The sequence below is a fragment of the Delftia lacustris genome (assembly GCF_040267515.1).
Classification (GTDB): Bacteria; Pseudomonadota; Gammaproteobacteria; order Burkholderiales; family Burkholderiaceae_C; genus Comamonas; species Comamonas tsuruhatensis.
The window spans coordinates 1,090,889-1,117,116 of sequence record NZ_CP141274.1 but is presented as its reverse complement, the minus strand read 5'-3'; the positions used below and the strand labels follow the sequence as shown (position 1 = coordinate 1,117,116).

The following is a 26,228-nucleotide window of genomic DNA, read 5'->3' as shown; positions in this document are numbered from 1 at the left end:
CGGCAAGGCCCGCGCCGCCCCCACCCACCGTGAACTGGAAGTTGGAACCTGCCATGACATCATTCAATGAAGTCCGTCTGTCCATGCTCGACCTCGTGGCCGTGCGCGAAGGCGGCACCGTCGCCGAGGCCCTGGACATCGCGCTGGCCACGGCCCGCAAGGCCGAGGCACTGGGATTCGAGCGCTACTGGCTGGCCGAGCACCACAACATGCCCGGCATCGCCAGCTCGGCCACGGCCGTGCTGATCGGCCACATTGCAGGCGGCACCTCGAAGATCCGCGTGGGCTCGGGCGGCATCATGCTGCCCAACCATGCCCCGCTGGTGGTGGCCGAAGCCTTCGGCACGCTGGCCGAGCTGTATCCGGGCCGCATCGACCTGGGCCTGGGCCGTGCGCCCGGCACCGATGGCGCCACCATGCGCGCCCTGCGCCGCGACCGCGTCGAGACCGAGGAAGACTTCCCGCGCGACGTGATGGAGCTGCAACGCCTGCTGGCCCCGGCCACGCCGGATCAAAAGCTGGTGGCCACGCCCGGCGCGGGCACCAACGTGCCGATCTGGCTGCTGGGCTCCAGCCTGTTCTCGGCCCAGCTCGCAGCCCATCTGGGCCTGCCCTACGCCTTTGCCTCGCACTTCGCGCCGCGCATGCTCTACCAGGCCGTGCAGCTGTACCGCAGCCTGTTCAAGCCGTCGGCCCAACTGGCCAAGCCCTACGTGATCGTCGGCGCACCCGTGATCGCCGCGCCCACCGATGACGAGGCCGAGTACCTGGCCAGCAGCACCTACCAGCGCGTGCTGGGCATCATCACGGGCCGGCGCGGACTGCTGCCGCGCCCCATCGAGAACTATGCGGCCCAGCTCGGCGAGCAGGAGCGCCGCGCCATCGGCGACTTCCTGGCCGTGGCCTCCATCGGCGGCCCGGACAAGGTGCGCACGCGCCTGCAGAAGCTGCAGGCCGACACCGAGGCCGACGAGCTGATCCTGGTCAGCGACGTGTATGACCGCGACCTGCGCCTGCGCTCGCTGGAGATCACGGCCGGCGTCATGGGCCGCTGAAGGCATGAGCCGCTCCGCCCGGCTGCTGCAGCTGATCGACCTGCTGCGCCGCGCGCGCCTGCCCCAGGCCGGGCCGGTGCTGGCCCGGCAGCTGGACGTGAGCCTGCGCACCCTCTACCGCGACATCGCCACCCTGCGCGAACAGGGTGCCGCGATTGCGGGCGACCCGGGCGTGGGCTACGAGATGCGGCCCGGCTTTCTGCTGCCGCCGCTGATGTTCACGCCCGATGAGCTGGAAGCCCTGCTGCTGGGCGCGCGCTGGGCCAGCCGCCAGGCCGACCCCGAGCTCGCCCAGGCCGCCACCGCCGCGCTGGACCGCATACGCAGCGCGCTGCCGCTGGAGCTGCGCATCGAGGTGGACACCAGCGGCCTGCTGGTGCCGCCCATCTGCCACGAATCCGTGACCGAGCCTTGGCAGACCGCGCTGCGCCTGGCGATACGGCGCCAGCACCGGGTGCTGCTGCACTACACGGATGAGAAGGGCCAGCCGACCGAGCGCCAGATCTGGCCTTTTGCCATGGCTTTCTTCGATCAGCGGCGCATTCTTGCGGCCTGGTGCGAACTGCGCCAGGACTTCCGCCATTTCCGCGCCGACCGCGTGCGCTCCGTCACCGATCTGCAGGAACGCTATCCCGACCACCGCAGCGGCCTGATCGAACGCTGGTCGCGGCAACTGGGCTACACGGTCCGCTGACACCACTGCTGACAATAACTGTCAGCATGGCCTCCTACAGTCGCTCCCATGGCCTTCTCGCCATGCATTCAAACCACTGGGAGCCTTCATGAACGACTCGATCAAGCCTCTGCGCTTTTACTTCCACCCCCGCTCGCGCGCCGTCATCGCGCGCTGGATGCTGGAGGAATGCGGCGCCCGCTATGAGCCCGTGCGGCTGGAATTCGGCAGCACCATGAAGGCTGCCGACTACCTGGCCATCAACCCCATGGGCAAGGTCCCCGCCCTGGTGCATGGCGAGACCGTGATCACCGAACAGGCCGCCATCCTTGCCTATCTGGCCGACATCTTCCCCGAACGAAGGCTCGCGCCGGCCGTGGACAGCCCGCTGCGCGGCGTCTACCACCGCTGGATGTTCTTCCTGGCCGGCCCCGTCGACGCGTTGATGACAGCCAAGAGCCAGGGCCACCTGGAGCAGCAGACGGCCGACCAGGCCATGTCCGCCGGCTATGGCCGCTATGACGACGTGGTGCAGACGCTGCGCCAGGCCGTGGCCGGCAGGCGCTACCTGTGCGGCGACCAGTTCACCGCCGCCGACGTGCTCATGGCCAGCTACCTGCGCTGGGGGACGATGATGAAGCTGCTGCCCGCGCTGCCCGAGTTCAGCGACTACGGCCAGCCGCTGATGGAACGCCCGGCCTCGCTGCGCTCCATCCAGCTCAACGAAGCGGACCTGGCGGCCCAGCCGGCATAAGGACCGGGCAGGGGCTGCCGCCGACCGCGGCGGCGGCCTCGCCATCCAGCCGTCACCGGCAGCGGCTACCATCGGGGGTTGGATCGCCGCCTGGCGTTTCCTGAACGCCATCCTTCCCCAGCCCCTCCCGACTCCCGCCGCGCATGCCTGCCTTTTCCTTCGAAGCCCTGGATGCCCAAGGTCAGACCCGCAAGGGCACGATCGAAGCCGACAACGCGCGCGCTGCGCGCAGCCAGCTGCGCGCCCAGGCCCTGGTGCCCATGGCCGTGGAGATCGTGGCCTCGGGGTCGGCGTCCGGCCCGCAGGGTGGCGCCTCGCGCTGGCTGACCCGCCCCGTCCTTGGCTCCACAGGGCTCACCGTGTGGACGCGCCAGATGGCGGGGCTGGTCGGATCAGGCCTGCCCATAGAGCGCGCACTGGCCGCGCTGTCCGAAGAAGCCGACGACCCGCGCCAGCACCACCTGGTGGCCGCGCTGCGCGCCGAGGTCAACGCAGGCTCCACCTTTGCCCGCGCACTGGCCCAGCACCCGCGCGAATTCTCCGACATCTACTGCGCCGTGATCGGCGCCGGCGAGGCCAGCGGCAGCCTGGGCCCGGTGCTGGAGCGGCTGGCCGACGACCTGGAATCGCGCCAGGCCCTGCAGTCCAAGCTCATTGGCGCAGCCCTGTACCCGGCCATCGTGACCCTGGTGGCCATCGTCATCGTGTTGTTCCTGGTCAGCTACGTGGTGCCCCAGGTGGCCAGCGTGTTCGCGGGCACCAAGCGCGCCCTGCCCTGGCTCACCGTGGCCATGCTGGCGCTCAGCGACTTCGTGCGCAGCTATGGCTGGGCCGCGCTGGTCGCCCTGGTGCTGGGCGCCGTGGGATTCCGGCTGTCCATGAAGAATCCCGTGCTGCGCGAGCGCTTCGACGCCTGGTGGCTGCGCCTGCCGCTGATCGGCCGGCTGGCGCGCAACTACAACGCGGCACGCTTTGCCGGCACGCTGGCCATGCTGGCGGGCGCAGGCGTGCCCATTCTCAAGGCCTTGCAGGCCGCCGCCGAAACGCTGGGCAACCGCGCGCTGCGCGCCGATGCCATGGACGCGCTGGCCCTGGTGCGCGAGGGCGCGCCGCTGGCCTCGGCCCTGGCGCAGAAAAAGCGCTTCCCGGGCCTGATCTCCATGTTTGCCCGCCTGGGCGAGCAGACCGGCCAGCTGCCCGTGATGCTGCAGCGCGCGGCCAACCAGCTGTCCACCGAGGTGCAGCGCCGCGCCATGCACCTGGCCACCATCCTGGAGCCGCTGCTGATCGTGGCCATGGGCATGGTCGTGGCCCTGATCGTGCTGGCCGTGCTCATGCCCATCATCCAGCTCAACCAGTTCGTCAAATAGCGACAAGCGCCAAGCCATGCCCGTGACCCTGCAAGACAAGCTGGTCGTTGCCATCTCATCGCGCGCACTGTTCGACTTCGAGGAAGAGAACCGGCTGTTCGATGCGGGCGACGAGCAGGCCTACATGCGCCGCCAGCTGGACCTGGTGCACCAGCCGGCACGCCCGGGCATCGCCTTCCCGCTGGTGCGCAAGCTGCTGGCCTTCAATACGCCCGAAGTGCAGCGCGTGGAGGTGATGATGCTCTCGCGCAACGACCCGGCCAGCGGCATGCGCGTGTTCGCCTCGGCCAAGGCGGCCGACATGCACATAGAGCGCGGCGTGTTCACGCGCGGGCGCGATCCGTTTTCCTACCTGCGGCCGCTGGGCGCCCACCTGTTCCTCTCGGCCAACGAGGTCGATGTGCGCAAGGCCCTGTCCATCGGCTTTCCTGCTGCGCGCGTGATGGTCGACTCCACGCCCGCAGGCGACCGCTACCCGCAGGAAGTGCGCATTGCCTTCGACGGCGATGCCGTGCTGTTCTCCGACGAGGCCGAGCGCATCTACCAGCAAGGCGGGCTGCCGGCCTTTCTGCGCCATGAGGTCTCCCATGCCGCCACGCCCCTGGGAGAAGGGCCGTTCAAACCCCTGCTGCAAGCCCTTCACCGGCTTCAGCAGCAGGCGGACTCGTCCCAGACCATGCGCATTCGCACGGCCCTGGTGACGGCGCGCAGCGCACCGGCGCACGAGCGCGCCATCCGCACATTGCTCGATTGGGGAATCACCGTGGACGAGGCCATGTTCCTCGGCGGCCTGGAAAAAGGCCCCTTCCTGCGCGAGTTCGAGCCGGATTTCTTCTTCGACGACCAATCGGGCCATGTCAGCTCGGCGGCCCGCCATGTGCCCGCAGGCCATGTGAACAGCGGCATCTCCAATCCGGACGCCGATCCGCTGAAGTAAACAATTGCAAAGGGCGGGCCGGCCGTGCTTGCAAATGCCGGTTCCGTGCCCAAATAAAGCCAATGCATTTTCCCCTCATGAACCGCTCCGCCCTGCTGCGCCGGCCGCCTGTGCTGCAGGCCGCCGCTGCCGTCCTGCTGACCAGCGCCTTCATGCTGCCCGCCGCGCGCGCGCAGGCGGCCGAGACGGCCGACAAGGCGTCCACCGGACAGGCCTCGGCCAGCCCGGCGCCATTGACCAAGGGGGAAATCAAGGCCCAGCGCGAATTCAAGATGCTGGACTTCAACAAGGACGGCAAGCTCAGCCGCACCGAAGTGGCGCTGTTCCCGCGCCTGGCGGCGGCCTTCGACGAGGCCGACACTGACAAGGACGGCTACGTCTCCTATGCGGAGGTGCAGGCCTTTGCCGTCAAGTACCGCGCCGAGCGCGACAAGGCAAAGGCCAAGGCGCAGGCCGAAGAGGCAAAGGCCGCAGAGCACGCCGCAGCCGTGTCCGCTGCCAGGGACACGAAGGAAGGCGAAGGCTCAAAGGACTGAGCCTGCGCATTCAGCCACTGACACTCAAAGTCCGCCGGTACGCTTGACCTTGGGTTCCGAATAGGTCAACGGCTCCTCGCGCACCTGCAGCTTGTTGCGGGCCACGTCATCGGCCTTGCTGACCTCCTGGGCCTGCTCCACGGCCATGGCGCTGGCGCGCCACATGGACTGGATGAACTCGATGAGCTGCTTGGAAATCGGCTCCTTGGGCGGCTCCTCGACCTCTTCCTTCTGCTTGATCTCCTCGGCCAGCGTCCAGTCGCGGTTTTCCTGGTCCACCACGGACGGTTTTTCAGGATCGCGAATCACACGGCCTTCGCCGATGCGGTCCGTGGATTCGACAGGATTGGCAGCGTTCACGGGACGCACGGGCACCGCGCCCGACGCGCCGGTGGAGTACAGATCGGCGCTTTGCGGGCGCCACGGTATGGGCGATCGGTCAACAGGTGGAATTGGCATGGCTCGACCCTCTTGCTGGATGTGTGCTGTGGGCGGGAATTTCCCGCCGTCGCCTCATCATCGACAGAACCTGAAAGAACTGAAGCGCTTTTTTTGAAAGACGCCCAGGCCTGCCTCAAACCAAGGGTAAACCCCGAAACCACCCTGACCAGGCGCTAGAGGAAACGCTCCAGCATCTTGCGCGAGGCACGGTCCAGCGCCGTGCTGTCCGGCACGCTGAACTGCACGCCGTCCTGGCTGGTGATCATCAGGTGCGTGCGGCCCGACAGGCGGCGGATATCCTCCTCGGCCTTGAGCACGAGCTGCGCGGGACCGCGGTCGGTCTCCAGATCCCAGGTGCTGGGCGTGGAATAGCTGGACACCTTGCGGATGCGCTGGATGACGGGCACGAACTCGCGCACGGCCAGATCCTGCTCGATCAGCGTGCGGGCCTGCGCGGGCAGGTGGTCCATGTGGTCCACCCACAGCGCCTCCTTGCCATCGGCACAGACCAGGGACAGGCCTTGCAGCGGCGCGGCAATGGGAAAGGCGCGTACGGGCACCACGGATTCGTGGCGCGTGCCGTCGGCCAGGATCAGCACCAGGCGGCCATGGGCGTTGCGCTCCACGCGTACGCGGCTCAGATCGGCGCCGGCGGCGCAATGTTGGGCAGTGGACATGGCTTATTCCTCGATGGTGGTTGCGACCAGGGTCAGGCCTGCGGCCTGGGCATCCTCTTCGGCGCGCCGCGCCTGGGCCTGGTACAGGCGCCAGTAGGCGCCCTGCTTTTCCATCAGTTCGTCGTGCGGCCCCACTTCCACGATTTCGCCCCGGTCCATGACCACGAGGCGGTCTGCCTTGCGCAGCGTGGACAGACGGTGGGCGATGGCAATCGTCGTGCGGCCCTGCACCAGATTGTCCAGCGCCTTCTGGATTTCCTTCTCGGTCTCGGTGTCCACGGCAGAAGTGGCCTCGTCCAGGATCAGGATGCGCGGGTCGATCAGCAGCGCGCGCGCGATGGAGATGCGCTGGCGCTCGCCGCCGGACAGGCCCTGGCCGCGTTCGCCGACCAGGGAGTCATAGCCGTGCGGCAGGCGCAGGATGAATTCATGGGCATGGGCCGCACGCGCGGCCGCCACGATTTCCTCGCGCGTGGCGTCGGGCTTGCCGTAGGCGATGTTCTCGGCAATGGTGCCGAAGAACAGGAAGGGCTCCTGCAGCACCAGGCCGATGTTGCTGCGGAAGTCCGACACCTTGAGCCGGCGGATATCCACGCCGTCGAGCTGGATGGAGCCTTCGCTCACGTCGTAGAAGCGGCTGATCAGGTTGACCAGGGTGCTCTTGCCCGAGCCGCTGTGGCCGACCAGGCCGATCATTTCACCCGGGCGAATCTGCAGATCCAGGTTCTTGATGACGGCGCGGCTGCCGTAGCGGAAGGTCAGGTTGTCCAGCGTGATGGCACCCTGCACGCGCGGCAGCTTGACCGGGTTGACCGGGTCGGGCACGTTGCTCACGTGGTCCAGGATGTCGAAGATGCGCTTGGCGCCGGCTGCCGCCTTCTGTGTGACCGAGACGATGCGGCTCATCGAATCCAGGCGGCTGTAGAAGCGGCCGATGTAGGCGATGAAGGCCGTCAGAATACCGACCGTGATCTGGCCGCCCGCCACCAGCCAGATGCCGAAGCCCCAGACCACCAGCAGGCCGATCTCGGTCAGCAGCGTCACCGTGGGCGTGAACAGCGACCAGGTCTTGTTGACCTTGTCGTTGGCCTGCAGGTTGACCAGATTGGCCTGGGCGAAGCGGTCGGCCTCGCGCTTTTCCTGGGCGAAGGCCTTGACCACGCGGATGCCGGGAATGGTGTCGGCCAGCACATTGGTCACCTCGGACCAGACGCGGTCGATCTTCTCGAAGCCCGTGCGCAGGCGGTCACGCACCAGGTGGATCATCCAGGCGATGAAGGGCAGCGGCACCAGGGTGACCAGGGCCAGCCACGGATTGATGGAGAACAGGATGACCGAGGTCATCACGATCATCAGCACATCGGTAGCAAAATCCAGCGCGTTCAAGGATAGAAACAAATTGATGCGATCTGTTTCCGCCCCGATGCGCGCCATCAGGTCGCCCGTGCGTTTGCTGCCGTAGTAGTCCAGCGACAGCGTCAGCAGGTGGTTGTAGGTGGTCGTGCGCAGGTCCGAGCCAATGCGCTCGGAGACCTTGGCCAGCACGAAGGTGCGCGCCCAGCCCAGGCCCCAGGCCACCAGCGCCGCAGCCAGCAGGCCGCTCAGGTAAAAGACCACGAGGCTGCTGTCGATCTGCTGCCCGTTCTGGAACGGGATCAGGATCTTGTCCACGATGGGAATCGTCAGGTAGGGCGCCACCAGGGTGGCGCCCGTGGAGGCCAGGGTCAGCAAAAAGCCCAGCAGCAGCTGGTGCCGGTAGGGATGGGCAAAGCGCCACAGGCGCAGCAGCACCCAGGTCGAGGTCTGGGGGCCCTGCTGGCGCGCGCAGGCCGGGCATTCGTCGGCCTCGGGCGGCAGCTCGGTCTGGCAGGCCGGGCAGCGGGGCACATCGTCCTCGGGCCCGTCGAAGTCCTCGCCGCGCGCCATGCGCTCACGCTGGTGATCGAACTGTTGCAGCAGGCGCAATACGCCCGCCTGGTGGCGCAAGGTGAAGCGCCACAGCGCCAGCCGAGCCGCAGGACCATGCAATTCGAGGTTGCCCACGCCGCCGTGGTCCAGCGTGCGCAAATTCTGATCGACCGAGAGTATCCACTCACTCCATCGCTGATCCTCAGGATCACAGGCGATGAGGCGCTGGTTGGTCAGGACAACCCAGCCTTCGCCGAAGCGCATATCCAGGGTCAGGTCAACCGTGGCGAGGGCCAGCACGTTTTCATTGGAAGCGAGCCTGGCTCGCAGCTCAGCCCCGCGGGGGCTGGCAAGGAAGGCCGAAACGTCCACAGAATGGTGTTCTTGCATGTTGAGTTGTTTTTCCCGCCCCTGGCGGCTCCTGGTGTCATGCGGGCAACCGCAGCTCCCCGGTGGATATCCCGCGCGTTGCACGGCATACCCTGCTCAACGCGCCAACCCTGGTTTAGGCTGACAACACTGCGCATGGGTTTTCTGGGCGCACAATCCTCTCCCATTCTCCGGCGATCCGAATCCGGGTCGTCGTTCACGCTTACCCGTTGACCGACATGGCGAAATTCAAAGACATCCAACTCTTGCGCACCACCTACCTGCGTGGACCCAGCGTCTGGACCTACCGTCCCGTGCTGGAGGTCTGGCTGGATCTGGGCGAGCTGGAGGACTATCCCTCGAACAAGCTTCCCGGTTTCAACGAGCGCCTGACGGCCTGGCTGCCCGACCTGGTCGAGCACCACTGCGGCGTGGGCGAGCGCGGCGGCTTCATCCAGCGCCTGGAAGGCGGCACCTGGTGCGGCCACGTGCTGGAGCACATCATCATCGAGCTGCTGAACCTGGCGGGCATGCCTGCCGAGTTCGGCCAGACCCGCGAGATCTCGCAGCGCGGGGTGTACCGCATGGTCTTCCGCTGCCCCGAGGAAACCGTGGCGCGCACGGCCCTGGCCCATGGCCACAGGCTGATCATGGCCGCCATCAATGACGAGCCCTTCGACCTGAAGGCCGCCATCAAGGCCATCAAGACCGAGATCAACGACCGCTACCTGGGCCCGAGCACGGGCTGCATCGTCGATGCGGCCGGCGAGCGCCGCATCCCCCACATCCGCCTCAATGACGGCAACCTCGTGCAACTGGGCTATGGCGCCGCGCAGCGCCGCATCTGGACCGCCGAGAGCGACCAGACCAGCGCCATCGCCGAGGGCATTGCCCAGGACAAGGACTTCACCAAGCGCCTGCTGGCCGCCTGCGGCGTGCCCGTGCCCGAAGGCCAGATCGTCCACAGCCCCGAGGAAGCCTGGGAAGTGGCGCAGGACATCGGCTTTCCCGTCACCGTCAAGCCCTCGGACGGCAACCACGCACGCGGCGTGACGCTGGACCTGCGCGACGAGGCCGACATCAAGGCCGCCTTCGCGCTGGCCCAGCCCGAAGGCTCGGACGTCATCGTCGAACGCTTCATCGACGGCACCGAGCACCGCATCCTGGTCGTGGGCGGCAAGGTGGTTGCCGCCTGCCGTGGCGAGACCGTGAGCGTGGCCGGCAATGGCAAGTCCACGGTTCGCGAACTGGTCGCCGTGGTCAACCAGGACCCGCGTCGCGGCCCCGAGCAGGAATACCCGCTGGACTGGATCAACCTCGAAGCCCCGGCCGTGAAGCTGGAACTCAAGCGCCAGAACGTCACGCCCGACACCATTCCTGCCCAGGGCACCAGCGTGCTGCTGCAGCGCAACGGCAACATGGCCATCGACTGCACCGACGAAGTCCATCCCGAAGTGGCCTACATGGCCACGCTGGCCGCCAAGATCGTGGGCCTGGACATCGCGGGCATGGACATGATCCTGCAGGACGTCTCGCGCCCCATGAAGGAGCAGGGCGGCGCCATCCTCGAAGTCAACGCCGGCCCCGGCCTGCTGATGCATCTGAAGCCCACCAGCGGCGCGCCGCGCCCCGTGGGCATGGCCATCGCCGACCACCTGTTCCCGCGCACCGAAGAGGGCACGGGCGCCGGCCGCATCCCCCTGGTCGGCATTGCCGGCACGCGCAACAACGGTTTCACGGCCCGCCTGGTGGGCTGGCTGCTGCAGTTGTCGGGCAAGCTCACGGGCGTGGCCAGCAGCGAAGGCATGTTCCTGTCCAACCGCCAGACCCAGAAGACCAATACCGCCAACTGGGCCGGCGCCCACCGCCTGCTGACCAACCGCCTGGCCCAGGCCGCCGTCATCCAGACCACGGCCCGCTCCATCCTGGAGGAAGGCCTGGCCTACGACCGCTGCCTGGTCGGCGTGGTCACCGACATGGACGGCTTCGAGCAGTTGCCCGACCATGACGTGCACGAGCAGTCACAGATGACGCGCGTGATGCGCACCCAGATCGACGTGGTGCTGGACGAAGGCGCGGGCGTCCTCAATGCCGACATCGAACAGGTGGCCGACCTGGCCCGCCTGTGCGACGGCGAGGTGCTGTTCTATTCGATGCAGGCAGACAGCCCCGTGGTAGCGGCCCACCGTTGCGAGAGCGAAGGCCGTGCCGTCTTCGTGCGCGGCAACCAGGTGATCCTGGCCACGGGCGCCGCCGAGCGCGTGCTGGGCACGCTGGACGCGCTGAGCCTGCCCGGCGGCCTGCGCCCGGACACGCCGGCCCTGCTCGCTGCCATTGCCGCGGCGTGGTCCATGGACATTGCCCCCGACCTCATCGTCGCCGGCATCAAGACCTTCGACTACACGCCGGCCGCCGCTGCGGTTTCCACCGCCGCCGCCTGAGCCCGACCACACGATGACATGCAGGCAGGCCCGGCGACGCGGGCCTGCCCTCCGAAAGAAGACACTATGCAGATCACCCGCATCCGAGCCCTGCGCGGCCCCAATCTCTGGACCCGCAGCACCGCCATCGAAGCCATCGTGCAATGCGAGCCCGGCGACTGTGACTACTCGGCCCTGGCAGGGTTCGAGGACCGGCTGCGCGCACGCTTTCCCAAGATCGGCACGCTGCAGCCGCACGGTGCCGACCAGCGCCTGTCGCTGGCCCATGTGCTGGAAGTGGCGGCCCTGTCGCTGCAGGCCCAGGCCGGCTGCCCCGTGACCTTCAGCCGCACGCACGAGACCGTGGAAGCCGGCACCTACCAGGTGGTGGTGGAGTACACCGAGGAATCCGTGGGCCGCCTGGCCATGGAACAGGCCGGTGCGCTGCTGCAGTCGGCACTGGCCGACACGCCCTTCGACGCCGACAAGGTGGTGGCCGAGCTGCGTGAACTCGACGAGGACGAGCGCATCGGCCCCTCCACAGGCTCCATCGTCGATGCGGCCGTGGCGCGCGGCATTCCCATCCGCCGCCTGACCTCGGGCTCGCTGGTGCAACTGGGCTGGGGCTCCAAGGCCCGCCGCATCCAGGCCGCAGAGCTGGACCAGACCAGCGCCGTGGCCGAATCCATCGCCCAGGACAAGGACCTGACCAAGCGCCTGCTGCACGCCGCCGGCGTGCCCGTGCCGCTGGGCCGCCCCGTCAAGGACGTGGAAGAAGCCTGGCTCGTGGCCCAGGAAGTGGGACTGCCCGTGGTGGTCAAGCCCCAGGACGGCAACCAGGGCAAGGGCGTGGTGGTCAACATCACCACGCACGAGCAGCTCAAGGCCGCCTTCGCCACCGCCTCGGAATTCGGCGACGACATCATGGTCGAACGCTTCCTTCCCGGCCATGACTTCCGCCTGCTGGTGGTCGGCGGCCAGCTGGTGGCCGCTGCGCGCCGCGAGCCGCCCCAGGTGCTGGGCGACGGCCAGCACACCATCCGCGAACTGGTCGAGCTGGTCAACCAGGACCCGCGCCGCGGCTCGGGCCACGGCACGGCGCTGACCAAGATCCGCCTGGACGACATCGCCATCGCGCGCATCGCCACCGAAGGCCTCACGCCCGAATCCGTGCCGGCCCAGGGCCAGCGCGTGGTGCTGCGCAACAACGCCAACCTGTCCACGGGCGGCAGCGCCACCGATGTGACGGACGACGTGCACCCCGACATCGCCGCGCGCGCCGTCGAGGCCGCCCAGACCATCGGCCTGCACATCTGCGGCGTGGACGTGGTCTGCGAGACCATGCTGCGCCCGCTGGAGGAGCAAAACGGCGGCATCGTCGAAGTCAACGCCGCGCCGGGCCTGCGCATGCACCTGGCGCCGTCCTTCGGCAAGCCCCGCAACGTGGGCGTGCCCATGGTCGATGAGCTGTTCGCACCCGGCCAGGATGGCCGCATCCCGCTGGTGGCCATCACCGGCACCAATGGCAAGACCACGACCACGCGCCTGATCGCCCACCTGTTCACCTCGCATGGCTGGCGCACGGCCATGACCAATACCGACGGCGTCTACGTCAACGGCCGCCAGATCGACAGCGGCGACTGCTCGGGCCCGCGCAGCGCGCGCAACGCCCTGGCCCACCCCGAGACCGATGCGGCCGTGCTCGAATGCGCGCGCGGCGGCATCCTGCGCGAAGGGCTGGGCTTCGACCGCTGCCAGGTGGCCGTGGTCACCAACGTGGGCGCGGGCGACCACCTGGGCCTGAACTACATCACCACGGTGGAAGACGTGGCCGTGCTCAAGCGCGTCATCGTGCAGAACGTGGCCGCCGACGGCTATGCCGTGCTCAACGCCGCCGACCCGCTGGTGGCGGCCATGGCCTCCACCTCGCCGGGCAAGGTCATCTATTTCGCGGCCGACCGCCACCACCCCGTGATGGCCACGCACCGCGCCCAGGGCAACCGCGTGGTCTACGTGGACGGCGACAGCATCGTCGCGGCCGAAAGCTCGTGGCGCGAGACCATCGCCCTGCGCGAGATCCCCATCACGCGCAACGGCACCATCACCTTCCAGGTGGAGAACGTCATGGCCGCCATCGCCGCCGCCTGGGGCGTGGGCCTGCCGTGGCAGACCATCCGCCGCGGGCTGGCCGGCTTCGTCAACGACAGCGACAACGCCCCCGGACGCTTCAACGTCATGGACTACCGTGGCGCCACGCTGATCGCCGACTACGGCCACAACCCCGACGCCATCCGCGCCCTGGTGCAGGCCGTGGATGCCATGCCGGCCCAGCGCCGCAGCGTGGTCATCAGCGGCGCGGGCGACCGCCGCGACCAGGACATCACCGAGCAGACACAGATCCTGGGCAAGGCCTTCGACGACGTCATCCTCTACCAGGATGCCTGCCAGCGCGGCCGCGCCGACGGTGAAGTCCTGGCCCTGCTGCAGCAAGGCCTGCAAGGCGCACCGCGCACCGGCTACGTGACCCAGATCCAGGGCGAGTTCAACGCCATCGACCACGCGCTGGCGCGGCTGACGCCCGGCGACCTGTGCCTGGTGCTGGTGGACCAGGTCGAGGAAGCCCTCGAACACCTGCGCCGCCATGTGGCGGGTGAGGCCTGACATGAACGGCCGCGCCTTGCTCACGGCCGCTCTGGCCACGCTGCTGCTGGGCGCCTGCGGTGCGCGCGCCGAGCAGGTGGGCGCGGTGGACACGGTGTTCAAGTTCATAGGCCCGGACCACAAGATCGTGGTCGATGCCTATGACGATCCCAAGGTGGCGGGCGTGACCTGCTATGTCTCGCGCGCCAAGACCGGCGGCATCAAGGGCGGGCTGGGCCTGGCCGAGGACCGCGCCGAAGCCTCGATCAGCTGCGTGCAGACCGGACCCATCCAGATCCCTGCGCCGCTCAAGCAGCAGGACGAGGTGTTTACCGAACGCATCTCGCTGCTGTTCAAGCGCCTGCGCGTGGTGCGCATGGTCGATGCGCAGCGCAACACCCTGGTCTACATGACCTACTCGGACCGCGTGATCGAAGGCTCGCCGCAGAACAGCGTCACGGCCGTGCCCGTGCCGCGCAACACGCCGATACCGCTGCAAAAGTAGCCTGGGCTCATTCCTGCGCCTGGGACCTGCAGGCCTGCACGAAGGCCGCCAGCGCCGGCGAGCGGCGCTTGCCTGCCCGCTGCACCAGCGAGAAATCGCGCCACATGCGCGGCAGCGTGGTCGGCAGCACGGCCAGCTCTCCCGAGGCGACCAGGGCCTGCACCAGCACGCGCGACAGGCAGCTGACGCCCAGGCCCTGCGCCACGCAGCGCGCAATCGCCTCCGAACTGCCCAGCGTGGCCGCGGCCGGCAACTGGTGCAGATGCGGCAGCAAGGCATGCTCCACCATCTCGCGCGTGCCCGAGCCCGGCTCGCGCAGCAGCCAGCGCGCACCGCGCAGCGCCGCCACGCCCAGCGGGCGCTGGCCGGCAGCCTGCAACAGCGGGTCCTGTGCTGCGGCCACGATGACGAGTTCGTCGCGCATCCAGGGCTCGACCTCCAGCCCGGGCCAGTGGCTGGTGCCCTCGATCAGGCCCAGGTCCACATCCAGCGATTCCACGGCCTGGCCCACCTCGCGCGTGTTGGCGATCTGCAGGTCCACGCTCAGGTGCGGATGGCTGCGCGCCAGGTGCGCGAGCACGGCCGGCAGCGCATAGGTGCCTATGGTGGTGCTGGCCGCCACGCGCAGACGCACGGGCAGGCTGGCGGCCCGCACCGAAAACGCCTGCTCTATGCCCCTGGCCTGCTCCAGCAGCGCCAGCGCCTCGGGCAGCAGGGCGCGCCCCGCATCGTTGAGCGCCAGCCGCCGGCCCACGCGCTCGAACAGCTGGGCACCCATGGCCTGCTCCAGCTGCTGCAGCGCGGCGCTGGTGGCCGACTGCGACAGGGCCACGGCATCGGCCGCCGCCACGGTGGAGCCGGCCTGGGCAACGGCGCAGAAGATTTCAAGTTGGCGCAGGGTGAGGTGCAGCATGGCGTGCAGTCTGGACGAGGCATCAACCTGCTTCCCCGGTTGATGCTACAAAAACTATTCGTTATACGAATATAGCCAAGAAATCTAAAGTGCCTCCCATGCACCGCGCTCCTGACGCGGCGCGCAGGCACCATGAACACCACTTCCCTCCCACGCTCCTCCCTCCCTGGCTGGCTTCGCCATTTGACCGAGCTTGCGCCCGGCCTGCTGCTGGCCGGCGCCATTGCCGCAGCCGCCACCTGGGGCGCACGCCAGCCCCTGCTGGCCGGCTCGGGCCTGAGCGCGCTCACGCTGGCCATCTGCATCGGCTTGGTCATCGGCAACACCGTCTATCCGCGCCTGGCGCCCAGCTGCCATGCCGGCGTGGGCCTGGCCAAGCAGCGCCTGCTGCGCGCGGGCATCGTGCTCTACGGCCTGCGGCTGACCTTCCAGGACATAGGCCATGTGGGCATGGCCGGCGTGGTGGTCGATGCCCTGGTGCTGGGCAGCACCTTCTTGCTGGCGCAGTGGCTGGGCCGCCGCGTCTTCGGGCTGGATGCGCGCACCACGGTGCTGATCGGCGCGGGCAGCTCCATCTGCGGCGCCGCTGCCGTGCTGGCCACCGAACCCGTGATCAAGGGACGTGCCGAGGACGTGGCCGTGGCAGTGGCCACCGTGGTGGTCTTCGGCACCGTGGGCACCTTCCTCTACCCCGCGCTGTTCCACTGGAACGCCGCCCACGGCTGGCTGGACATGTCGCCCGCGCAGTACGGGCTGTACGTGGGCTCCACCGTGCACGAGGTGGCCCAGGTCGTGGCCGCCGGCGAAGCCATTGCGCCCGAAGCCGCCGACGTGGCGGTGATCTCCAAGATGGTGCGCGTGATGATGCTCGCCCCCTTCCTGCTGCTGCTGTCCATGGCGGTGGCGCGCGGCAACCGCAGCAGCCAGATGAGCGACGGCCAGCCGCGCCGCATCACCATTCCCTGGTTCGCGCTGGGCTTCGTCGCCATGGCCGGCGTGAACTCGCTGGGCGTGCTGCCCGCTGCCGTGGTACAGGTGGGCGTGCAGCTGGACAACGCGCTGCTGGCCGTGGCCATGGCGGCCCTGGGCCTGACCACCCATGTCCGCGCCGTGCGTGCCGCAGGCACGAAGCCCCTGCTGCTGGCCGCCTTGCTTTTCGCATGGCTGCTGGTAGCGGGCCTGCTCTTCAACCGCTGGGTGCCCGGCCTGCTCTGAAGCTGCCAGCATCCATCGACCGGCCCTGCGAGCCATCGTCTCGCAGGGCCTTTTTCATGGACGGACTGCCTTCCAGAGCAAGGGAATACCCTTAAATCAAATGCAGGCACAATTAATTTGCAATACAAATTAATTGAACTACAAAGATAATCGAGGCATGTCCTTTGCCTCTGCCCCTCCCCGCGCCCGTCTCGGCTTTCTCATGGTCACCCTGGTACGCCAGTGGCGCCGCCAGGTCGAGGAACAACTGCTGGCCGACGGCCTGACCGACGCCACCTGGGCGCCGCTGATCCACCTGCGTGCCTGGGGCGATGGCGTCACGCAAAAGGAACTGGCCGAGCGTGTGGGCCTGGACGGCTCCAGCCTGGTGCGCCTGCTCGACATTCTGGAAGGCCACGGATGGGTGGAGCGCCGCGCCGACCCCGGTGACCGGCGCAGCAAGCGCATCTTCCTGACCGATGAAGGCAACGGCGCCGTGGATCGCGTGCGCGCCACCATGCTGCAGGCCGAGCTGGCCATGCTGCAGGACCTGAATGATGCCGAGGTCGAGGCCATGCTGGCCGGCATGGCCAAGATCCAGGCGCGCATGGGCGCGCTGCGCACGGAAGGCGCGCCATGAGCGCCCTCCACGATGCCTATGGCCGCCTGCTCCAGGCCTCGGCCCGCTGGGGTTTCGACCCCGTGCGCCTGCGCCAGCACCTGCGCACGGCCTTTGCCGCCTGCCTGGCCTTGCTGGCCGCCTGGCAGCTGGGGCTGGAGCATCCGCAGTGGGCCGCCATGGCCACCTGGGCCGCATCCCAGCCGCTGCGCGGGCAACTGGTCGAGAAAAGCTTTTTCCGGGTCGCAGGCACCGTGGCCGGCACGGCCGTGGGCGTGGGCCTGGTGCTGCTGGCCCAGGGCAATCTGCTGTGGCTGGTGCTGGGCCTGGCCGTCTGGCTGGGCCTGTGTGCGGGCGTGGGCAATCTGCAGCGCAGCTTCGTGGCCTACGGCACCATGCTGGCCGGCTATTCGGCAGCCATGGTGGCGCTGCTGGACTTCGCCCATCCCGAGCAGGTCTTCGCGCTGGGCTGGGACCGGCTGTTCACCGCGCTGACCGGCGTGTTCGCAGCCTTGCTCGTGGGCTGGCTGTTCACGCCCAAGGGCAGCGGCATTCCCGGCAATGCCGAGGTACGCCAGCTGTTTGCCCGGCTGCTGCGCGATCTGGCCGACAGCCTGCAGGCGCGCGGCCGTTCGTCACTGGGCTCGCAGGAGATCGCCGCCCGCCTGCTGGCCATGGCGGTGATCGAGGAGGGGCTGGACCCGCACGCCGCCGGTTCGCAGCGCTCGCGCGAAGCCGTGCACGCGCTGCGCCGGCTCATGAATGCCCAGATCTCGGCCCTGCTGTGGCTGCGCGATGCACCGTCGCAGGAGCCGCCTGCGGCCTTTGGCGAGGCGCAGGCCCTGGCCGCCGCGCAGGCGCTGCGCGAAGCCGCCGTGGCGCTGGAGACGCGCGTGCAGTTGCACGAGGCCGCGGCGGCCCTGGCACGCGCACGCGAGGCCGCTGTGGCCTGGCCCGGCGCAGCCGACATGCTGGCCCCGATGGGCTTTGCGCTGCAGGCCCACCTGGCCGCCACCCATGACGTGGCCCTGCCGCCCGGCCACCGCGCCCGCCAATGGCCCGTGGTGCTGCACAGCGATTGGCTGGGCGCGCGCCGCGCCATGCTGCGTGCCAGCGCGGCCATCGCCATCGTGGGCCTGCTGTGGGTGGCCTCGGGCTGGAGCGGCGGCGCCTACATGCTGCTGGGCATGTCCATCATGCTGACCGTGTTCTCGTGCTTCGAGAACCCGTCGGCCACCATGCGCCATGTGACCCTGGGCCAGGCCATGGGCGTGCTGGTGGCCCTGGCCTGCCAGTGGCTGGTCTGGCCGTTCGCCAGCAGCCAGGCGGGCCTGGTGTGGCTGATGCTGCCCTTCGTCTTCGTGGGCGCACTGCTGTTCTCGCACCAGCGCACCGCGCTCTCGGGCTATGACTGCAACATGGTGCTGCTGCTCCTGCTGCAGCCCCACTACCCGCAGACGGCCAGCTTCGGCCATGCGCTGGCCCTGGGGCTGGCGGTGGTGTCCGGGCCGCTGGCCGGCTGGGCTGCCTACCGATTCATCCTGCCGGTCACCCTGCAGGGACGGCTGCAGGGCCTGCGCTCCATGATGGTCCACGAGCTGCAGGACATGGCCGCCACGCCCGGCCATGCGCGCGATGGCCGCATCTGGCGTGCCCGCCTGTACCACCGGCTGCTGCGCCTGGTGCGCATGTCGGAGCAGGCCGGAGGGCAGCTGGGTGCGCAGGCGGCCGAGTGCGGCCTGGCCGCCCTGCATGTGGGCCGCGCCATCCAGGCGCTGCACCAGCTGTCCGGGGAAGCGGCCCTGGGCGACGGCACGGCCCGCGCCGTGCGCGCCGCGCTGCTGCGCCTGCAGCGGCTGCAACAGGCGCCCGGCCAGTGCCCGCCGCTTTTGCGCGCGCTGGCGCAGCGCGTGGCCGAACGCCACCCCGACCAGGCCCGCCAGCTGCGCCATGCCGCGCACGAGATCGCGCAGCACGAAGCCTTCTTCCGCAACGCCGGCTGAATCACGGACCCATGCCAGAATGAACGGCTAAGGCCAGCCCAGGCCGGCAGCGCCCCACGCTCCCTGTCCCCCTGTTGCGAGGAAAGCATCCATGACGTGGAGCGACACCACCATCACCTCACAGCGCCTGGCGCTGCGCCCCTTCACTGCCGCCGATGCCGATGAGGCCTTTGCCTGCATCACGCCCACGTTGACGCGCTACCTGTCGTTCGAGCCGCCATCGGCGCCTGCCGATTTCGAGGCGGTCTGGCGCGGATGGCTGCGGGAGATCGCAGCCGGCACGGACTTCAACTTCACGCTGCGCGAGCGCGCGTCAGGCCGATTCACCGGCCTGCTGGGCCTGCACCGCGCGCGCGATGCCGAGCCCGAACTCGGCATCTGGATACGCGAGGACGCGCATGGCCAGGGCCATGGCCGCGAGGCCGTTGCCGCCCTGGCCGCCTGGGCCGCGGAAACCTTCGCCCCGCAGTCCTTCAGCTACCCGGTGGCCGAGGCCAACACGGCCAGCCGGCGCATCGCCGAAGGATTGGGCGGAGTCGTCGTGGAGCAGCAGCAGCGGCCCAAGTACGCGGCCGTCATCTACCGCATTCCCGCGCGCAAGCCGCACCCATGAAAAACGGCCCCCTCAGGGGCCGTTCATCGTTCAGCCGGCCATGATCACACGGCGGCAATGGACACGGCCTTGGAGACCAGGTAGGCCTCCAGCGCCTCGGGTCCGCCTTCGGAGCCGTAGCCCGAGTCCTTGATGCCGCCGAACGGCATCTCGGCCGAGGCCACGGCCGGCTGGTTGATCCACAGCATGCCGGCCTCGACCTGCTGCGCCAGCTGGTGAGCGGTCTTGATGGAGCGCGTGAACGCATAGGCGGCCAGGCCATAGGACAGGCGGTTGGCCTCGGCGATGGCATCGCCCAGATCGTCGAAGCCACGGATGGCAGCCACGGGGCCGAAAGGCTCCTGGTTGAAGATCTCGGCGCTCAGCGGCACATCGCCCAGCACCGTGGGTGCAAAGTAGTTGCCCTTGTCGCCCAGGGAGCCGCCGCCCGTGAGCAGCTTGGCGCCCTGCTTTTGCGCGTCCTCGATGAAATGGGCCAGTGCGGTGACGCGGCGCGGATTGGCCAGCGGGCCCATCTGCGTGCCCTGCACCAGGCCATCGCCGACCTTGAGGCCTTCGGCATGCGCCACCATGGCGCGTGTGAACTCCTCGCGCACGCTGTTGTGCACCAGAAAGCGCGTGGGCGAGATACAGACCTGGCCTGCATTGCGGAACTTGGCCGCACCCGCCGCCTTGACGGCCAGCGCCACGTCGGCATCCTCGGCCACGATGACCGGCGCGTGGCCGCCCAGCTCCATGGTCGAGCGCTTCATGTGCTGGCCGGCCAGCGCCGCCAGCTGCTTGCCCACGGGCGTGGAACCCGTGAACGTGACCTTGCGGATCACGGGATGGGCGATCAGGTAGGAGGAAATCTGGGCCGGATCGCCGAACACCAGGCCCACCACCCCGGCGGGCACGCCGGCATCGACAAAGCACTTGAACAGGGCGGCAGGCGCGGCCGGCGTTTCCTCGGGCGCCTTGCACAGGAAGGAGCAGCCTGTGGCCAGCGCCGCGCCGATCTTGCGCACGATCTGGTTGACGGGGAAGTTCCAGGGCGTGAAGGCGGCCACGGGACCCACGGGCTCCTTGATCACCAGCTGCTGCACCTCGGGACGGCGCGAGGGCACGATGCGGCCATACACGCGCAGCGCCTCGTCGGCAAACCATTCGATGATGCCCACGCCGGCCAGGATCTCGCCCTTGGCCTCGGCCAGCGGCTTGCCCTGCTCCTGCGTCAGCAGGGCGGCGATCTCGTCGGCCCGGTCCTTGAGCAGGGCTGCGGCACGGCGCATGGCGGCTCCGCGCTCATGGGCGGAGACCTTGCGCCAGGTCTCGAAGCCGCGCTGAGCGGCGGCCAGCGCACGGTCCAGGTCGGCCACGTCGGCATGGGCCACATGGCCGATGACCTCGCCGCTGGCCGGATTGCGCACGGGAATCCTCCTGCCGCTGGCGGCGTCCTGCCATTGGCCGTCGATCAGGAGTTGGGTGTCGGAGTAGGAGTGGCTCATGCTGGATCAGATCCTTGGTAGATGACAGGGGGCAGATGTGTGGGGCAGGCACGGCGCTCGCAGTGTCCGCACCCGGCTGCCGCTGCAGCGCAGCGACCATTCTAGGAAGCGCCGGACGGCCCTGCCGTCACCGGGCTGTCACGCACACAACACCTAAAATGCCCGGGTTTCGCAATATCCACCAATCCGTTGAGAGGGAGCTCATGACCGATCTTTTCGACACCACTGCGCGCAGGGGTTTGCGCAGCGTCGCGCTGGCGCTCGCCCTGGCCGGCAGCCTGGGGCTGGCATGGGGGCAGGAGGGCGCCACAGATGTGCCTCAGTTCATCCCCCGCATGAGCGTGGACTCGCGCGTCCAGCCGCAGGACACGCCTCGGGAGTTCCTGGCTTCGCGCAGCATGTCTTCCCCCGCAGCCGTCACCCCCACGCCGCTGCGCGTGGAACTGGGCACCTGGAAGGATGTGCGAGCCGCCTCGGCCACTGTGGGCGGCGCCCTGCAGGTGGGCGCACAGCGCCCCAGCAGCCAGACCGCCACCACCCAGGCCCTGGGCGGGCAACTGCAATGGCAGACCTCGGCCGACGGCGGGCTGATTGCCGCAGTCAGCGTGCGCTCCGAAGGTGCCTACGGCATTCGCCTGGGTGTGGAAATCGAGCAGTTGCCCGGCAGCGCCCTGCTGCGCATCTATGCCCAGGGCGACCGCGCCGGCGCCTATGAAATTTCGGGCCAGCGCGTGCTCCAATTGCTGCAGGCCAACAAGGACGCAGGCGATGCCAGCGCCGACGGCCGCACCTGGTGGACTCCCGACAGCGGCGGCGACGAGGTCACCCTGGAGATCGACCTGCCGCCCGGCACGCCTGCCGATGCGCTGCGACTGGCCATTCCGCGCGTCATGCACGTGTACGAGAACCTGTCGCTGCCGTTGGAGGGCGAGAACGTGTTCTCGGCCCAGCTCAACGAGTCCCTGTCATGCCACCTGGACTCCACCTGCTATGACGCCTACAGCGCGCAGCGCAACGCCGTGGCGCGCATGTTCTATGTCCAGAATGGCCAGGGCTATGTGTGCTCGGGCACGCTGATCAACGACAAGGCAGGCTCCGGAACGCCCTACTTCCTCACGGCCAACCATTGCATCAGCACCCAGACCGTGGCCTCCACGCTGGAGACTTCGTGGTTCTATCGCACGCCCTCGTGCAACAGCCGCACGCTGTCGTCGGCCTCGCGCACGCTGCGCAACGGCGCCACCCTGCTGTACGCCACCGCCACCTATGACGGCAGCTTGCTGCGGCTCAACGAAGCCGCCCCTGCAGGCGCCGTCTTTGCCGGCTGGTCCACCCAGGCCCTGACCAGTGGCGCCAAGGTGGTAGGCATACACCACCCGCGTGGCGACCTGCAGAAGATCAGCTTCGGCACCTATGACCGCTCCTTGGCCTGCGAACCCTCCAGCGATGCCACCATGACCTGCCGGTACCGCGATGGCGGCTACCTCAGCGTGAATTGGGACCAGGGCCTGACGCAGCCGGGCAGCAGCGGTTCGGGCCTGTTCCTGAATGGCCTGCTGGTCGGCACGCTCTACGGCGGCGACGACCAGACCTGTTCGCGCACGGGTGGCAACTCGATCTATGGGCGCTTTGACCTGCTCTTCCCCAATGTGCAGAAGTGGCTTGCTGCAGACACGGGCACGGGCGGCGTGGACACCGGCACCGGACAGGCCCGCACCGCCATCTACCGCTTCTTCAACCGCCAGACCGGCGCTCACTTCTATACCGCCAGCGCCTCCGAGCGCGACTATGTGGTGGCCACCTACCCGGCCTTCCAGTACGAGAACGTGGCCTTCTATGCGTCCACCCAGCCGCAGCAGGGCCTGGACCCGGTGTTCCGTTTCTTCAATACGGCCTCCGGCGCACACTTCTTCACCATCAGCCAGCCTGAACGTGACTACGTGCTCGCAACCTATCCCAGCTTCAAGAGCGAGGGCACGTCCTGGTATGCCCAGACGGCCGCCGGCAATGGCACCGTGCCCATGTTCCGCTTCTTCAACGTGCAGACAGGCACGCACTTCTACACGGCCAACGCGGCTGAACGCGATTTCGTGATCGCCAGCTATCCCGTTTTCAAGTACGAAGGTGTCGCCTACTACGTCTGGAACTCGCAGTAAGCACAGCGCACTGCACTTGCTGCAGTGCCTCCCCAAAAAGAAGGCCCCGCACTGCGGGGCCTTCTTCTTGGGCAACAGCCCTCACCCCACCAGCACCAGCCCCGGGGGCAGGCTATCCCCAAAGCTGCGCTTCGCATCCTGGGCGTCCATCTGCTGGACCTGTTCCACCAGGTCGATCCAGCGCTGCGGTGCACCGGCGCCGCGCAACCGCTCCAGCACCAGGGCGCGCTGGGCATCGGACAGGTCCAGCGCACGGTCGCCCGTCATGCGGGCCATCTGCACGGCGGCGAACATGGCGGTTTCATTGCGGCGCCAGTCCTGGGCCAGGGTGGCGTCCAGGAACTCCTGCGCAGCCTCGGGCGGCATGACGCGGTGGGCGTTGGCCGCCAGCGGCATGCGCGCGGCCAGCCGGCCTATGGCCCACCAGGTCTGCACGGATTCACCGGGGTGCTTCAGCCGCTGCAGCATCCACTGGCCCATTTCCTGGCGGTACTGCCAGGGCACAGCTTCCATGGCGGCGAACAGGCGCAGCATGTCGTCGTAGCTGCCATGGGCGGACTTGCCCTGGCTGCGCTGCGTGGACTGCTGCACGGCCTTTTGCATGTGGCCGGCAACCTCTTCCAGCAGCTCCATCTGCCGGGCCTCGTCCAGGCCCGCGGCCACGCGGCGCCAGAACACCCACCATTCGGTGCGGTTGGCCGCCTCACCGCCATGGCCCAGGCCCTGGCCATGCAGTTGCCAGACCTGCTGCATGCGCCAGCCGTCCAGCTCGGCGCCCACGCCGGGTCGCAGGCACCAGCCTGCCAGGTTCAGCCAGACGCGCTCGTGCTCGGCCGTGCGGCGGCGGCGCCTGGCGCGGGCCAGCAGGGCGTCGAACAGTGCGCGCAGCAGCGGCAGGTCCCAGTCCTCGCGCGGGCCCAGCCGTCGCTCCAGCGACTGGCGCAGCTGGCGGACCTCCTTGGCCGTCACCTCCTGGGCCTGGCTGCCGAAGATGCGCTCGATCAGGGCCACGGCGTCCGCCAGCCGGCCCTGCCGGGCAGAACGATCGCCGGTGTCCTGCGCATCTGCGGCCAGCGCACCACGCACGCTGAACGGCAGCAGCCACTGGCGCTGCGCATCGTCGGCGGCCACGCAGCGCACCTCCAGCGTGCCGACCTCGGTCATGCAGGCCTGCAGTTGCACTTCGACCTGGGCCTTGTCCCGGCCTTCGGGCGCGGGCAGCACGGTGGACAGGGCGGGCAGCTCGACCCAGCCCTCGCCGTCGAGCGCCGCGATACGGCCGGCCTGCGCAGGCGCCGCCGCCAGGCTGTTGGCCACCAGCGAAAAGCGCACGGCCTGGCCCAGGCGCAACGCAAAGCGCCGGCCGGAGAGCACGATGCGCACGCCCTCCTCCGTGCCGCGCGGCAGCAGGCAGATGCCCTGTGGTGCGGCACCCGCCTTCTCGGGCAGGACCAGCCAGTAGCTGCGCGGCGAGCCACCGCCGATGCGCGGTACCGGGGCGGGCACAGTCCGGGCATCTTCCGATTCCGGCAGATCCTCAGACGGACGGCTCTGGACATGCATGACCAGGCCATGCGCCGCTGCGCCGCGTGCAACGGCCCAGTCGGGATGCGGGTTGTGCAGCAGGCGCAGCGGCTGGCCGCGCCAGGCCTGCAGCTGCGCCACCAGCCGCTGGGCCAGCGCATGGGCGTGGAAGACGCCGCCATTGAGCAGGACCGCATCGGGCAACTCCCCAGCCGCGTGCTGCGCGAGGAACTGCGCCAGGTGCCGTGTGATCGCCGCATCGGCAGGATAGGGTAGCCCCAGGCCGCGCAAAGCGCCCTGGCGCCGGGTGGGCAGATCCTGCAGGCCGGCCAGCGGCATGAAGCCTTCGACCACGGCCTCGCGCACCTCGTCGCGGCGCAGCGTGGCCGTGCGCGTCTGCGCCAGCAGCTTCGATCCGCCGCCCAGCAGGGTCACGGCCACGGACTCGGGCGCATCGTCGGCCAGCAACTGTTCCTTGGCCATGCGGCAGCGCTGCACCAGTTGGGCGAAGCGTGCGGCGGGCAGACGCTCGCCGGGCGGGGCGAACTGCGGCTCCAGCCGATGGGCCAGCGCCAGGTCCATGTTGTCGCCGCCCAGCATCAGGTGCTCGCCCACGGCCGTGCGTGTCAGCACGGGCAGGCCTCCAGCTTCAGCGGGCTGCACGCGGATCAGGGTCAGGTCGGTAGTGCCGCCGCCCACATCCACCACCAGCACCAGGCGGCAGTGCGCCAGCTCGGCCGCCAGGCGTTCGCCCTGCAGCACCAGCCAGTCGTGGAAGGCGGCCTTGGGTTCCTCCAGCAATTGCACCGCAGGCAGGCCGGCCAGCCGCGCGGCCTCCAGCGTCAGTGCGCGCGCGCCTTCGTCGAATGAGGCCGGCACGGTCAGCACGACCAGCTGGTCCCTCAGCGGCGCGCCGGGGTGCGTGCGGTCCCAGGCCTGCCGGACATGGTCCAGGTAACTGGCCGAGGCCTGCAGCGGCGACAGCCGGGCCACCTCTTCGGGCGCGCCCCAGGGCAGGATGGCCGCCGTGCGGTCCACGCCCGCGTGCGACAGCCAGCTCTTGGCACTGGCCACCAGGCGCGACGGCACGGCCGCGCCCAGATCACGCGCCCAGCGGCCATTGACAGCGGGCGCTTGCGCATCGGCGCCCAGTGCCGCCCAGGGCTGCTGCCAGGCATCGCCTAGTTCGCCGGGCGCCGCCTGGTAGCGCGCAGAAGGCAGCAGCACCTGGGCAGCGACCTCGCCAGCCGAGACACGCTGCGCCACGGGCAGCAAGGCGATGTCGGCCGCCGTGCCGCCCACGGGCACATGCGCCACCACGGTGTGGCTGGTGCCCAGGTCGATGCCCACGATGTGGGCGGCGTCGGGAGCGAAGGGGGTGGCGGAGGCGGGGGCGGCAGTATCAGGCATATCGGCAGTCATACAGGGCACGGT

Annotated in this window: 20 protein-coding genes; 14 read left to right on the top strand and 6 right to left on the bottom strand. The window is 69.0% G+C overall.

Going from position 1 to position 26,228, the window contains the following annotated elements; genetic code table 11:
* Window positions 1–53 precede the first annotated feature (53 nt).
* From U6958_RS06545 to U6958_RS06520, 6 genes are all read left to right on the top strand, one after another.
* Window positions 54–1,055, top strand: a complete 1,002-nt coding sequence (locus tag U6958_RS06545) for an LLM class flavin-dependent oxidoreductase (RefSeq protein ID WP_016448739.1) — start codon at window positions 54–56, stop codon at window positions 1,053–1,055.
* A 4-nt stretch (window positions 1,056–1,059) separates the two neighbouring features.
* Complete coding sequence (locus U6958_RS06540) at window positions 1,060–1,749, top strand: YafY family protein (protein ID WP_013800648.1); 690 nt, start codon at window positions 1,060–1,062, stop codon at window positions 1,747–1,749.
* Between the two features lie 88 nt (window positions 1,750–1,837).
* Window positions 1,838–2,482, top strand: a complete 645-nt coding sequence (locus U6958_RS06535) for a glutathione S-transferase family protein (RefSeq protein WP_016448741.1) — start codon at window positions 1,838–1,840, stop codon at window positions 2,480–2,482.
* Between the two features lie 143 nt (window positions 2,483–2,625).
* Window positions 2,626–3,852: a type II secretion system inner membrane protein GspF gene (gspF, locus tag U6958_RS06530; protein WP_013800646.1), complete on the top strand. Its 1,227-nt coding sequence runs from the start codon at window positions 2,626–2,628 to the stop codon at window positions 3,850–3,852.
* Window positions 3,853–3,868: 16 nt separating this feature from the next.
* Window positions 3,869–4,789: a 5'-nucleotidase gene (locus tag U6958_RS06525; protein ID WP_016450866.1), complete on the top strand. Its 921-nt coding sequence runs from the start codon at window positions 3,869–3,871 to the stop codon at window positions 4,787–4,789.
* Between the two features lie 62 nt (window positions 4,790–4,851).
* Window positions 4,852–5,325, top strand: coding sequence for an EF-hand domain-containing protein (locus U6958_RS06520; RefSeq protein ID WP_016448744.1), 474 nt, complete (start codon window positions 4,852–4,854; stop codon window positions 5,323–5,325).
* A 24-nt stretch (window positions 5,326–5,349) separates the two neighbouring features.
* On the opposite strand, the gene U6958_RS06515 is transcribed toward U6958_RS06520, so the two are convergent.
* The 3 genes from U6958_RS06515 to U6958_RS06505 form a co-directional block, all read right to left on the bottom strand.
* On the bottom strand, window positions 5,350–5,784 hold the full coding sequence (locus U6958_RS06515; protein WP_016450864.1) for a hypothetical protein: 435 nt from the start codon (window positions 5,782–5,784) through the stop codon (window positions 5,350–5,352).
* Window positions 5,785–5,939: 155 nt separating this feature from the next.
* The gene (locus tag U6958_RS06510) at window positions 5,940–6,443 is read right to left on the bottom strand and encodes a DUF1854 domain-containing protein (RefSeq protein ID WP_016448746.1); all 504 of its coding nucleotides are present in this window, start codon (window positions 6,441–6,443) and stop codon (window positions 5,940–5,942) included.
* 3 nt (window positions 6,444–6,446) lie between these two features.
* Window positions 6,447–8,741: an ABC transporter ATP-binding protein gene (locus U6958_RS06505; protein ID WP_016448747.1), complete on the bottom strand. Its 2,295-nt coding sequence runs from the start codon at window positions 8,739–8,741 to the stop codon at window positions 6,447–6,449.
* Window positions 8,742–8,959: 218 nt separating this feature from the next.
* On the opposite strand from U6958_RS06505, the gene cphA (U6958_RS06500) reads away from it, so the two are divergent.
* The 3 genes from cphA (U6958_RS06500) (at window position 8,960) to U6958_RS06490 (ending at window position 14,285) form a co-directional block, all read left to right on the top strand.
* Window positions 8,960–11,161: a cyanophycin synthetase gene (gene cphA, locus U6958_RS06500; protein ID WP_016450863.1), complete on the top strand. Its 2,202-nt coding sequence runs from the start codon at window positions 8,960–8,962 to the stop codon at window positions 11,159–11,161.
* Window positions 11,162–11,227: 66 nt separating this feature from the next.
* On the top strand, window positions 11,228–13,801 hold the full coding sequence (cphA, locus tag U6958_RS06495; RefSeq protein WP_074921545.1) for a cyanophycin synthetase: 2,574 nt from the start codon (window positions 11,228–11,230) through the stop codon (window positions 13,799–13,801).
* Between the two features lies 1 nt (window position 13,802).
* The gene (locus tag U6958_RS06490; RefSeq protein ID WP_016448750.1) at window positions 13,803–14,285 is read left to right on the top strand and encodes a CreA family protein; all 483 of its coding nucleotides are present in this window, start codon (window positions 13,803–13,805) and stop codon (window positions 14,283–14,285) included.
* A 7-nt stretch (window positions 14,286–14,292) separates the two neighbouring features.
* Here U6958_RS06490 and U6958_RS06485 read toward each other — a convergent pair whose 3' ends face one another.
* Entirely contained in the window at window positions 14,293–15,198 is a 906-nt protein-coding gene (locus U6958_RS06485) for a LysR family transcriptional regulator (RefSeq protein ID WP_074921546.1), read from the bottom strand.
* A 132-nt stretch (window positions 15,199–15,330) separates the two neighbouring features.
* Between U6958_RS06485 and U6958_RS06480 the strand changes: the two genes are divergently transcribed.
* From U6958_RS06480 to U6958_RS06465, 4 genes are all read left to right on the top strand, one after another.
* The gene (locus tag U6958_RS06480) at window positions 15,331–16,413 is read left to right on the top strand and encodes a YeiH family protein (RefSeq protein ID WP_026062025.1); all 1,083 of its coding nucleotides are present in this window, start codon (window positions 15,331–15,333) and stop codon (window positions 16,411–16,413) included.
* Window positions 16,414–16,570: 157 nt separating this feature from the next.
* A complete protein-coding gene (locus tag U6958_RS06475) occupies window positions 16,571–17,032 on the top strand; it encodes a MarR family winged helix-turn-helix transcriptional regulator (protein WP_074921547.1) in 462 nt (153 codons plus the stop codon).
* Entirely contained in the window at window positions 17,029–19,014 is a 1,986-nt protein-coding gene (locus tag U6958_RS06470) for an FUSC family protein (RefSeq protein WP_074921548.1), read from the top strand. Before U6958_RS06475 ends, U6958_RS06470 begins: the two co-directional genes overlap by 4 nt.
* Window positions 19,015–19,105: 91 nt before the next feature.
* Window positions 19,106–19,627, top strand: a complete 522-nt coding sequence (locus U6958_RS06465) for a GNAT family N-acetyltransferase (RefSeq protein ID WP_047218881.1) — start codon at window positions 19,106–19,108, stop codon at window positions 19,625–19,627.
* 44 nt (window positions 19,628–19,671) lie between these two features.
* Here U6958_RS06465 and U6958_RS06460 read toward each other — a convergent pair whose 3' ends face one another.
* Window positions 19,672–21,114, bottom strand: coding sequence for an NAD-dependent succinate-semialdehyde dehydrogenase (locus U6958_RS06460; protein WP_074921549.1), 1,443 nt, complete (start codon window positions 21,112–21,114; stop codon window positions 19,672–19,674).
* Between the two features lie 203 nt (window positions 21,115–21,317).
* On the opposite strand from U6958_RS06460, the gene U6958_RS06455 reads away from it, so the two are divergent.
* A complete protein-coding gene (locus U6958_RS06455) occupies window positions 21,318–23,270 on the top strand; it encodes a trypsin-like serine protease (RefSeq protein WP_074921550.1) in 1,953 nt (650 codons plus the stop codon).
* 81 nt (window positions 23,271–23,351) lie between these two features.
* On the opposite strand, the gene U6958_RS06450 is transcribed toward U6958_RS06455, so the two are convergent.
* Complete coding sequence (locus tag U6958_RS06450) at window positions 23,352–26,204, bottom strand: Hsp70 family protein (RefSeq protein WP_208607050.1); 2,853 nt, start codon at window positions 26,202–26,204, stop codon at window positions 23,352–23,354.
* Between the last annotated feature and the right edge of the window lie 24 nt (window positions 26,205–26,228).